Origin of the sequence: Gemmatimonas sp., assembly GCF_036405635.1 — a bacterium.
Classification (GTDB): Bacteria; Gemmatimonadota; Gemmatimonadetes; order Gemmatimonadales; family Gemmatimonadaceae; genus Gemmatimonas.
This window is the reverse complement of the sequence record NZ_DASWXE010000025.1, coordinates 1-10,121: the sequence shown is the minus strand read 5'-3', so window position 1 is coordinate 10,121 and position 10,121 is coordinate 1. Positions and strand designations below refer to the sequence as shown.

Genomic DNA, 10,121 nt, shown 5'->3' with positions numbered 1-10,121 from the left:
TGTGGTGGCGGTCGGTGGCACGATCGGCGCGATGCTGGGCGCGACCATCACCACCGGCCTGGTGGGCGTGATGGGACCGCTCAACCTGATGCTGGTGTCGGCGCTGATCCTCGAGCTGGCCGTGCGTGCGTCGCATGTGCTGGATCGCAAGGAAGCCCAGATGCATGCGGCTGAACCGGACGCGTATGTGGTGACCGCGGCGACGCCGGTGCCAGCGGCCAGCGCGTCGGAGGAAGTGATCGGCGGTGGTGTGCTCGATGGCATCAAGCACATCCTGTCGTCGCCGTACCTGCTCGGCATCGCGTCGCTCATCCTGTTCTACACCATCTCCAGCACGTTCCTGTATTTCCAGCATGTGGACGTGGTGGCCCGCGTGTTCGGCGAAGACCGCGCGGCGCGCACCCAGGTGTTCGGGGCGATGGACATTGCCGTGAACGCGCTGACGCTACTGGCTCAGCTCTTCGTGACCGGACGGTTCATCAAGTGGCTGGGGATCGGCGCCGCACTCGCCTTCCTACCGGTGGTCACACTCATCGGCTTCGGCATCATGGGCTTCGCGCCCACGCTGGCGGTGCTGGTGGTGTTCCAGGTGGCGCGTCGTGCAGGCAACTTCGCCATTCAGCGTCCTGGCCGCGAAGCGCTGTTCACCGTGCTGCCGCGTACCGACAAGTACAAGGCGAAGAACTTCTCCGACACCTTCGTCTACCGGCTCGGCGATCAGGTGGGCGCGTGGTCGTACACTTGGATGGCGGTCTTCGGACTCGGCCTGTCCGGTCTGGCCTTCACCATGGTGCCGCTCTCCGCCGCCTGGCTGGCGCTCGCCGTATGGCTCGGCAAGCAGTACCGCGCACGCGAAGTCGGAGCGAAGCCCACGTCCTGAGGACGACAGTAACAGCGGTGGGAACACAGATCGCACAGATTTAATAGCAAAAGCACAGATACTGCCCACCGGCACCAACAAATAGGTGTCATCGTGGTTGTGGTATCTGTGCTTTTGTGGTTTCAGATCTGCGTAATCTGTGTTCCCCCCGCTCTTCCCATTCCCAGCTTGCCCTCGATCGTCTGACCCATTCAGACTAAGTTCGGGCATGAAGCCGCTCGAACGCCTTGGTGAGGCCCGCACGCCCGATGGCACGCTGCTGGAGTTGTTCCGGCATGACGGGGCCTATCTGATTCGCGCTGACCGTGTGGAACTGATGTCCACGCGGCGCCACTACTCGGAAGACAAGCTTGCCGAGGTGGCATGTGCACCACTCGCCACGACGCGCGGCGCGCGGGTGCTCATTGGCGGTCTTGGGCTGGGCTTCACATTGCGGGAAGCGCTGCGACACGTTGGTCCCGATGCCGAAGTGGTGGTGGCCGAGCTCGTGGCGGAAGTGATCGCGTGGAATGCCAATCCCGAGTACGCACTCTCGGCCGAGGCCATGGCCGATCCGCGAGTGAAGATCGTGCATGATGATGTCATCAAGGTGCTGGGGGCCAACCGCGGTGCGTTCGACGCCATCATGCTCGATACGGACAACGGACCCGAAGGCATGATCATGGCCGAGAACTCTCGGCTCTACGCCAACAAGGGCATTCTCAGCACCATCGCTGCGCTCAAGCCCAATGGCATCATCGCCTACTGGTCGGTGGGCGACGATCCGGACTTTCGGGATGCGCTGGAGAACGTGGGGCTCACCGTGCAAACACTGCGTGTGCGGGCCCACATCACCAGTGGACCCATGCACACGCTCTACGTCGCGAAGCGCGGGTAGCGAATTTCGATGACGTGGTCGCTCAGGACAGCGGGCGAATCGCGGTGCTGTCTGATGAGCGTCGCAGCGTGATCACCGTGACTTCCGGCAACGCGCCGATGCGCAGCGGCAGTCCCCAGTAGTTGGTGCCAGGGTTGATGTAGAGCAGGGAAGACTGCTCTCGGTAGCTGCCCATGGCGTGCTTGAGGAACGGCGACGCCAGGCTCCATCCAAGGCGTGGGATGGAGAACTGCCCGTAGTGCGTGTGCCCGCTCAGCGTGAGTGCCACGCCGCGCTTGGCCAGCGCGGGCCACAGCGCCGGATTGTGGGCGAGCGCAATGGTGAACGCACACGATGGCACGTTGGCCAGTGTGCATCCGATGTCGGGCGCACAATCGGCCGCGCCGCCTCGTGACCAGCCAGTGGCCGCGGGATCTCCGGTGGCGGCCAGCCAGAAGCGCGCGCCAGCATGGTCGAGCGGGACGGCTTCGTTCACCAGCACCGTCATGCCCGCCGCCTCCATCCCCGCGCGGACCGGGCGCCACCCGGCATACACGTCATGGTTGCCGGCGATGGCGTATACACCAAGCGGCGCACGCAGGCTGCCAAACGCCCTGGTGAAGTGCTGCACGTCCGGCGCGTGATCGTCCACCTGATCGCCCGTGATGGCGATGAGATCCGGACGCGCGTCCTGCACCGCCTTGTGCACCCGGGCCAGAAACCCACGCGGTGTGTGCGGACCCACATGCAGGTCGGAGATCTGCGCAATGCGCAGGCCATCGAGTGCCGCCGGCATGTCAGGATGTTCGGCGACGAGTTCCTTGGTCACCAGCCAGCGCGAGCCCACATATCCCGCCAGGGCGATCGCCGTCAGCGTCGATCCGGCAATGGCGAGCGCCCATCGTCCGCCAGCGGCAGGTTCACCGAACGGCAGTCCGAGCACCACACCCACCAAGGCCGACAAGCCGAGCACGGGAAGCGCCACCTGCAGGTACCAGAACGGGCGCAGCACCCACACCCGTTCTGCCGCCGACGGATAGTGGCGTCCGGCAAACCCGCGCAGCACAAGGAGCAAAGGGATGGCGCTTCCAAGCGCCATGGCCAGCACGGTGGTCCACTTGCCCGGTACAATTGGCGCCATCAACAGACCAATGATGGTCCACCATGCTGCCATCCAGAGGCTGAAGCCTCTCGCCACGCCGGAAACGGAAAGGCGTGGCCCATCGTGTTCGTGTTCAAGCTTCGCGTCAGGCGCCGCACCCGCCGACCCAGAGGATCTGTCGGCGGGGAGCGTCATCGAGTCTGCGCTGTTCATCTGCATAAAGGAGAAGTTCGGATCGACGAAGCGTGCGCACTCAACGGGCTACTGGCGCGCCGCGGCCAAGGCCACCGCATCCGGTCCCGCCGGAAAGCGAAGCTGGTCCGTCGTATCCGTCGCTGCTCGATACACCGCCTCCGCCACATCGGATTCACGGGTCACCAGCGCTGGCGTGGCAAAGGCACCCAACACCTTAGTGGCATACAGCTCGTAGGGTGGGGTGATGAGTCCCTGCATGCGCTCCGTACCGTTGGCGATGAACTGCGTGGTGGGCGCATAGCCCGGCTGGACCAGCTTGACCCGCACGTCGAACTCGGCGAGTTCCAGGGCGAGCGAGGCCGTGAAGCCCTCGATCGCCGTCTTGCTGGCAGTGTAGGCGGCGACCAGCGGCATGGGCGCCAGCACGGTGCTCGATGTGACATTGACAACCACTCCGGCCCGGCGAGCCCGAAACTGCGGCAACACAGCCTGGGTCATGGCGATGGTGCCAAAGGTGTTGGTCTCGAACATGGCCCGCGTGGTGGCCATCGGCGTTGCCTCGAAAGCGCCGAACCCACCGATGCCGGCGTTGTTCACCAGCACGTCGATGGGGCCTGCCGCTTCGAGTGCGGCCACGATGCTCTCCTCACGCGTGATATCCAGCGCCAGAACGTGCAGCTGATGCGATGATGGCAGCAAGCCTATGCGTGGTGTGCGCATGGTGGCAATGACATTCCATCCATGGGCCAGAAAATGGCGGGCCGTTTCGAGGCCGTAGCCAGAGGAGGTGCCGGTGATGAGGACAGTGTTCATGATCTGCTCCGGTAGAATTGGAATATGTATACGAACGTATACGTAAACGTTGGTATACTGTATTTGTCTTGAGTTTATTTGTCAACGGCCGTATACATATTCCGTATGACGCTCAATGACGGCAGTTCGGTCGCGCCAAGGCGCGGGGTGCGAGGCGGGGGAGAGGCCACCCGCCAGGCCATTCTCGAAGCGGCCCGTGAGTTGTTTGGCGCCCGCGCCTATGAGCAGGTGGGGCTTCGCGATATCGCGGCGTCCGCGGGGGCGACAGCAGCCCTGGTGAACCGTTACTTCGGCACCAAGGAGCAGTTGTTCCGCGAGGTGCTGGAGAGTGGCAAACCGTACTTCTTCGAGCGGCTGCTCAGCGACCACGCACACTTCGGTGAGTCGGTGGCGCGCATCATTGTCTACGGGGACAGCGGACCACCGTCTGCGGCCGATGAATTCGCTGATGCCACGAGAGATGACGCTCCGGACGTGCAGCCCGCTCCAACGTCAGCGCCCGGCAACGTCTCCTACGTGGTGCACTCCCTGGGCAATCCGGTCGTCGCTGACCTGGTGCGCGAAGTGCTCGAGCGCGAGGCGGTGCCGCGATTGGCGGAGTGGCTGGGTGGACCCCATGCCACACTGCGCGCTGAAATGGTGTTCGCCTGTTTCGCTGGCGTGCATGCCATGCGGCAGGTGGTGGGCACATCGGCGCTCAAGGACGCCAGTGCTGAAGAGTTGATCTCTGTGCTGGCACCTATGCTGCAGGCGTGTGCCGAGGCGCCACGCGAGAGCTAGGCGGTTAGAGACCTTCGGAGAGAATCCGCAACGCCGCCTGCTCGATCTCTTCCGGCGATCGCTGCGACGCATCCACGCCGCCACACAGACGATGGCCCAGCGCCACGCCCATCATCATCCACGGCACGAGCATGGCAGCGAGCTCGGGGTCGATCTTCGTGGCTTGGGTGCGCACGAGCGCATCGCGCAGATCGGCTCGGCGTGGCGCAATCACTTCGTCGAAGAAGGCGCGTGCCACCGCCGGTGCATGAGGCAGCTCGGTGAGCACCACACCGGTCATGTCCAGCTCGCCCTCGCGCTGATACTTCTCCGACAACACACGCACCATGCGGGCGAGCATCTCGTCCCGCGTCTGCACGTCTGACAGGGCCTGGGCGAGCGATCCGGCGTCCTGCGCGCGTTCACGCATGAGCGCCAGCAGCAGCTCTTCTTTTGAATCGAAGTAGTGGTACAGACACCCCTTCGTCACGCCCGCTTCATCGCTCACGGCGTTGAGACTGGCGCGCCGAAAGCCGGCCTCCGCGAACACGCGCAGCGCGGCATCCAGCACCTCGCGGCGACGGTCCTCCGGCCGCATGCGCCGGCGATCCGGCGGTGACGCCTCGGTCATGTCAGAGCGTAGAAAGGGGGTGAACGTACCAGTGCCAAATCGCACAACACGGTGCTTACCTACTACGTAGTATGTAACCACCTGCCCGCTGGCAGGAAACCACTGTCGCGCCCAACGGCGCCACCTCCGCGCCCTTTCATGTACGCTTTTGTGCTCCGCCCCCGACGCTGGGCGGTGGGATTGTCTGCTGGTTTGATCATGGCCTGCTCCAAGCAGGAGGCGGCCCCGCCGCCGCCGCCGTCGGAAGTGGCTTACATCGTGGCGCAGCCCGCCACGGTCGAGGAGAACCTGCAGTTCGTGGGGCAGGTGGAGGCCTATCGCACCGTGCAGGTGCGCGCCCAGTCGGGCGGGGTCATCCTCGAGAGACCGTTCACCGAGGGCACCCAGGTGCGGGCCGGCGATGTGCTGTATCGCATCGATGCCGTCACGGCCGATGCCGATGCGCGCGCCGCGCGTGGCCGACTGAGCGAAGCCGAGGCGCGGCTGGCGAATGCGGAGCTGATGGCGAGCCGTCTGCGCCCGCTGCTGGTGGGTAATGCTATCGCCAAGCAGGAAGTCGATAACGCCGAATCGCAGCTGCTCCAGGCGAAGGCCGGCGTGGAGCAGGCGCGCGGTGCCGCCGATGCCGCCGAAAAGCGCCTCAAGGAAACGGTGGTGCGCGCCGAGATCGGCGGGCGGGTGGGGCGCACACTGCTGGAGGTGGGCGCGCGTGTGGCCGGTGTGAGCGATCTGCTCACCACCATTGATGTGTTGGATCCGGTGTACGTGAGCTTCCGCCCGTCGGCGGCGCAGCAGTATCGCTGGGCGCGCGACGCCGAAGCCCGCCGTGAACTGGCAGTGGGTGGCAAGGCCCGCGTCGTGTTGTTCATGCCCGATGGCAGCGAGTTCCCGCGCCTCGGTCGCATCGATTTTGTGGACCCCGTGGTGGATGCCCGCACCGGCACGCAGCAGTATCGGGCGCGCTTCGAGAATGGCGATCGTCTGCTGGTGCCCGGTCAGTTTGTGCAGGCGCGCATTCGGGGTCTGAGCCGTGACAGTGCCATCGTCGTGCCGCAGCGCGCCGTGCTGCAGCAGATGGGCAAGGAAGTGGTGTATGTGGTGAACGACAGCAACAAGGTCGTGCTGCGCGAAGTGCAGGCCACGGGTTGGTCGGGGAACAACTGGCTGATCGAAACTGGCCTGACTGCGGGTGAGAAGGTGGTCGTGGATGGCGTGCAGAAGATCGGCCCCGGCGCCACGGTACGCGCCAAGCCGGTGGCAGACAGCACGGCCACAGCAGCCATCAGCGACAGCGGAGCGCGCCGGTGAGCAGCAAGCCGCCGCATGACCATGCGCACGATGGGCTGCACCAGCGACCGGACAGCGAGATCAGCAACAAGTTGGCGAACGAGGTGACGGGCGAGAGCGAATACCTCTTTGTTCGTCGACCCGTTCTGGCTGCCGTGATCTCGGTGGTGATCACGCTGCTCGGTCTCTTCGCCATGCAGTCGCTGCCCGTGAGCCGCTATCCGCAGATCACGCCGCCGGCCGTGCAGGTGACAGCGTTCTACCCGGGGGCGAGTGCCGCCGACGTGGCCACGGCCGTCGCGGCGCCCATCGAGCAGCAGCTGTCGAGTCTCAACGGTCTGTTGTACTACAAGTCGTCGAATACCAGCGACGGCACGATGTCGATGTCCATCTACTTCGACATTTCCCGCAATCAGGACCTGGCCGCCGTCGACGTGCAAAACGCCGTGGGCGTGGCCACGCCGCAGTTGCCGGCCGCCGTGCGCCAGACCGGTGTGACGATCACCAAGGCCAACTCCGACATTCTGGCCCTGGTCGCCATCACGTCGGATGATCCGCGGTACGATGCGTCGTATCTCAGCAACTACGCGAAGATCTACGTCGAAAACGAAATCAAGCGCATTCCGGGTGTCGGTGATTCGCGTGTGTTCGGCAATCTCGACTTCGCGATGCTGATCAGCATGAACCCCGAGCGCATGGCGCAGCTCGGGATCACGGTGGAAGACGTACAGCAGGCGGTGTCGGCGCAGAACGCCACCAAGCCGGGTGGTCGCCTGGGTCGTGAGCCGTCGCCGATGGGCACACAGCTCACCATTCCCGTCGTCACCACGGGCCGCCTGACACAGCCCAGCGAGTTCGGTGAGATCATCGTGCGCGCGCGCCCCGACGGTTCGCTGGTGCGCATTCGCGACATCGCCGAAGTGACCATGGGTTCACGTGGTTACGACGCCAAGGCCCGCGTGAACGGCAAGCCCACGGCCAACCTGCTCGTATTCGGCCGTCCGGGGGCCAACAATCTCGAAGTGAAGAACGCCATCGTGAAGCGCATGCAGGAACTCGCGCCCACGTTCCCGCCTGGTGTGCGCTACGAGATTCCGTTCGACACCACGCCCTTCATCACCGAGTCCATCAAGGAAGTGGTGAAGACGCTGTTCGAGGCGATGGTGCTGGTGACGCTGGTCGTGTTCCTGTTCCTCAAGAGCTGGCGTGCGACGCTCATCCCGGTACTCGCTGTACCGGTGTCCATCATCGGCACCTTCCTCGGCCTGCAGGCACTCGGCTTCACGATCAACACGCTCACCCTGTTCGGCCTCGTGCTGGCCATCGGCATCGTGGTCGATGATGCCATTGTGGTGATCGAGAATGTCGAGCGCATCATGGAGCAGGACCACGTGTCGCCACGTGTGGCCACCAATCGCGCCATGAAACAGGTAGGCGGCGCGCTCGTGGCCATCGTGCTGGTGCTGTGTGCCGTGTTCATCCCGGTGGCTTTCGTGGGTGGCATCACGGGCGCGATGTACAAGCAGTTCGCGGCCACCATCGTGATCTCAGTGGTGATCTCGGGGCTCGTGGCGCTCACGCTCACGCCGGCGCTGTGTGCCACGCTGCTCCGCCACAAGACCTACGAAGAAGAAGGCAAGTTCTTCCAGGCTTTCGATCGTGGTTTCGAGCGGCTCACGCGACGTTATGTGAAGGGCGCCACGGGCGTCATCGACCGGCCGCGCACCTGGGTGGCCGGCTTTGCCGTCATCCTCGTGCTCATCGGCGTGTTGTACAAGGCTGTGCCGGGCGGCTTCCTGCCCAATGAAGACAAGGGCTACTTCGCGGTGTCCATCCAACTGCCCGATGCGGCGTCATTGCAGCGCACCAGCGATGTGGTGACGGAAGTGAACCGCATCGTGCGGGAAGACCCAATGGTGCGTGGTACCGTGGCGCTCGAAGGGTTCGCGCTGCTCACCGGCTCCAACCTGACGAACGTGGCCACCATGTTCGTGACGCTCAAGCCGTGGCACGAACGCACGGGCAGCGATGAATCGCTCGAGGCCGTGCTCGGTCGCATCAACAAGAAGCTTGGTGGTCTCAAGGAAGCGGTCGTCTTCGGCTTCAACCTGCCGGAGATTCCGGGCCTGGGCATCACCAGTGGTCTCGAGCTCAATCTGCAGCAGCGCTCCGGCGACGATGTACAGGCGTTCGCGCGCGAGGTGCAGAACTTCGTGACCGATGGCAAGAAGATTCCGTCGTTGCAGAACGTGGCCACCAACTTCCGCGCCGAAGTGCCGCAGTTGCACGTCACGGTGGACGAGGCGGCGGCACAGGCGCGTGGGGTGAACACCTCGCAGGTGTTCGCCACGCTGCAGACGATGTTGTCCAACCTGTACATCAACGACTTCAACATCTACGGTCGTCCGTATCGCGTGCAGGCCGAAGCACAGGCGCAGTACCGACAAACGCCGGAAGACATCGGTCGCTTCTTCGTGCGCAGCAATACCGGGGCGATGGTGCCGCTTTCGGCGGTGACCGAGACGGATATGCGTGGTGCGCCAAGCCTGCTCACCCGCTTCAATGGCTTCCCGGCCGCGCTGGTGACGGCAGCCGCCACACTGGGTTCGAGCTCGGGTGAAGGCCTCGATGCGGTGGAGAAGCTGGTGGCCGACAAGTACGCGTCGCAAGGCATTGGCTACGCCTACAGCGGACAGTCCTTCCAGGAGCGCGAAGCGGCAGGCAGCAACAACCTCGTGCTCGTGCTGGGTCTGGTGCTGGTGTTCCTCGTGCTCGCTGCGCAGTACGAAAGCTGGTCGATTCCGTTCGCCGTGCTGCTGGGCATCCCGTTCGGCATCGTGGGCGCACTGTTCGGTGTGTGGTTGCGGGGATCGCCCAGCGATGTGTACCTGCAGGTCGGTCTTTTCACCGTGGTGGGATTGGCTGCCAAGAACGCCATTCTCATCGTGGAGTTTGCCACGGCACTGCGTGCACAGGGGCTCAGCATCCGAGACGCGGCCATCGAGGCGGCGCGCGAACGTTTCCGCCCCATTCTCATGACATCGTTCGCCTTCATTCTGGGCGTGGTGCCACTGGTGTTGGCCGGTGGTGCCGGTGCTGGCAGCCGTCGCTCACTGGGCACGGGTGTATTCGCCGGCATGCTGGTGGCCACGCTGGTCGGTGTGTTCTTCATTCCGCTCTTCTTCGCCCTCATCCGGCAATTCACCGAGCGGGCATCGGGTCGCAGCACCCCAACGCGCGCCAAGGGTGGCCAGGCGGAGGTGGTGTCATGAAGTGCGCACTGGTACGCCCGTTCATCGCGGCAGGCACTGTGGCCGCACTCGCGGCCTGCGCGGTTGGGCCGTCCACACGGATGAATCCCAGCGTGCCGTCGGTGGGCGCGCGGGCGTCTGCTGACGCATCGGCTGACACGCGGGCATTCCTTGACTCGTTGCGCACGGCCCGCGCCAGCGATCGTGGCGACAGTCTCTCGCGCATCACCTCGCAGCTACCACGGCAGACGGTGGAGCTGTCGCGTGACGCGACGACCATGCCGGCATGGAGTGACCTGTTGCGGGACTCGGCGCTGGAGGGGCTCATCCGAATCGCCGTGACCAAC

General features: G+C 64.6%; 9 protein-coding genes. 6 read left to right on the top strand and 3 right to left on the bottom strand.

The genetic code is table 11. The features are described from left to right. A partial coding sequence (locus VGE27_RS01280; RefSeq protein WP_331047815.1) for an MFS transporter occupies positions 1–880 on the top strand: 880 nt, incomplete at its 5' end. Between the two features lie 208 nt (positions 881–1,088). Continuing rightward, the gene (locus VGE27_RS01275) at positions 1,089–1,757 is read left to right on the top strand and encodes a hypothetical protein (protein ID WP_331047814.1); all 669 of its coding nucleotides are present in this window, start codon (positions 1,089–1,091) and stop codon (positions 1,755–1,757) included. A gap of 22 nt (positions 1,758–1,779) precedes the next feature. Here VGE27_RS01275 and VGE27_RS01270 read toward each other — a convergent pair whose 3' ends face one another. Together VGE27_RS01270 and VGE27_RS01265 are read right to left on the bottom strand one after the other, a co-directional pair. Continuing rightward, positions 1,780–2,877: a metallophosphoesterase gene (locus VGE27_RS01270; protein WP_331047813.1), complete on the bottom strand. Its 1,098-nt coding sequence runs from the start codon at positions 2,875–2,877 to the stop codon at positions 1,780–1,782. 222 nt (positions 2,878–3,099) lie between these two features. Next, complete coding sequence (locus VGE27_RS01265) at positions 3,100–3,846, bottom strand: SDR family oxidoreductase (protein WP_331047812.1); 747 nt, start codon at positions 3,844–3,846, stop codon at positions 3,100–3,102. 105 nt (positions 3,847–3,951) lie between these two features. On the opposite strand from VGE27_RS01265, the gene VGE27_RS01260 reads away from it, so the two are divergent. Next, complete coding sequence (locus tag VGE27_RS01260; protein WP_331047811.1) at positions 3,952–4,626, top strand: TetR/AcrR family transcriptional regulator; 675 nt, start codon at positions 3,952–3,954, stop codon at positions 4,624–4,626. Between the two features lie 4 nt (positions 4,627–4,630). On the opposite strand, the gene VGE27_RS01255 is transcribed toward VGE27_RS01260, so the two are convergent. Further along, positions 4,631–5,236 carry a TetR/AcrR family transcriptional regulator gene (locus VGE27_RS01255; RefSeq protein WP_331047810.1) on the bottom strand — a complete coding sequence of 202 codons (606 nt, stop codon included), beginning with the start codon at positions 5,234–5,236 and terminating at the stop codon, positions 4,631–4,633. A 198-nt stretch (positions 5,237–5,434) separates the two neighbouring features. On the opposite strand from VGE27_RS01255, the gene VGE27_RS01250 reads away from it, so the two are divergent. From VGE27_RS01250 to VGE27_RS01240, 3 genes are all read left to right on the top strand, one after another. Next, positions 5,435–6,544 (top strand): efflux RND transporter periplasmic adaptor subunit, encoded by a 1,110-nt coding sequence (locus tag VGE27_RS01250; protein WP_331047809.1) that lies wholly within the window; start codon positions 5,435–5,437, stop codon positions 6,542–6,544. Continuing rightward, on the top strand, positions 6,541–9,795 hold the full coding sequence (locus tag VGE27_RS01245; RefSeq protein WP_331047808.1) for a multidrug efflux RND transporter permease subunit: 3,255 nt from the start codon (positions 6,541–6,543) through the stop codon (positions 9,793–9,795). Before VGE27_RS01250 ends, VGE27_RS01245 begins: the two co-directional genes overlap by 4 nt. Next, a partial coding sequence (locus tag VGE27_RS01240) for a hypothetical protein (RefSeq protein ID WP_331047807.1) occupies positions 9,792–10,121 on the top strand: 330 nt, incomplete at its 3' end. The genes VGE27_RS01245 and VGE27_RS01240, both read left to right, overlap by 4 nt.

Excerpts from the sequence above, each read along its gene's own strand:
- VGE27_RS01270 (WP_331047813.1), bottom strand. The coding sequence starts at position 2,877 with ATGGCGCCAATTGTACCGGGCAAGTGGACCACCGTGCTGGCCATGGCG.
- VGE27_RS01260 (WP_331047811.1), top strand. The coding sequence starts at position 3,952 with ATGACGCTCAATGACGGCAGTTCGGTCGCGCCAAGGCGCGGGGTGCGA.
- VGE27_RS01250 (WP_331047809.1), top strand. The coding sequence starts at position 5,435 with ATGGCCTGCTCCAAGCAGGAGGCGGCCCCGCCGCCGCCGCCGTCGGAA.
- VGE27_RS01275 (WP_331047814.1), top strand. The coding sequence starts at position 1,089 with ATGAAGCCGCTCGAACGCCTTGGTGAGGCCCGCACGCCCGATGGCACG.
- VGE27_RS01265 (WP_331047812.1), bottom strand. The coding sequence starts at position 3,846 with ATGAACACTGTCCTCATCACCGGCACCTCCTCTGGCTACGGCCTCGAA.
- VGE27_RS01255 (WP_331047810.1), bottom strand. The coding sequence starts at position 5,236 with ATGACCGAGGCGTCACCGCCGGATCGCCGGCGCATGCGGCCGGAGGAC.